This window comes from Salinimicrobium oceani (genome assembly GCF_012037645.1).
Genome location: NZ_JAAVJR010001674.1, coordinates 1 through 281, shown reverse-complemented (window position 1 = coordinate 281; position 281 = coordinate 1). Strand labels below are relative to the sequence as shown.

1 protein-coding gene is annotated in these 281 nt (G+C 40.9%); it reads right to left on the bottom strand.

Features of this window, described 5'->3' with window-relative positions:
* The coding region (locus tag HC175_RS23565) for a hypothetical protein (RefSeq protein ID WP_168140142.1) at positions 1-281 on the bottom strand (281 nt) is incomplete at both ends.

The following is a 281-nucleotide window of genomic DNA, read 5'->3' as shown; positions in this document are numbered from 1 at the left end:
GAACGTATAGATTCCACCACGGGAATTGCTGTAGTGACAGCCTCTGTAAGCGGCGAGGAAATAATGTCATTTACAAAACCAATAAATTTATCTGATCGTACTCCATTAAGTTTTTTGTTGCCTCTTATGATCTTTTCGTGCAACAAAGCTTCAACCTCTCCCGAAAGGGAAAATCCTAGATCTTTATTATCGGGATTATTCAGGGAAGCGATCTTGCTGTGAAAATCTGAAGTTGCGTCAAGCTGTTTTATCGCGTTGAGGCTAACGTTGGCAGCAATAAC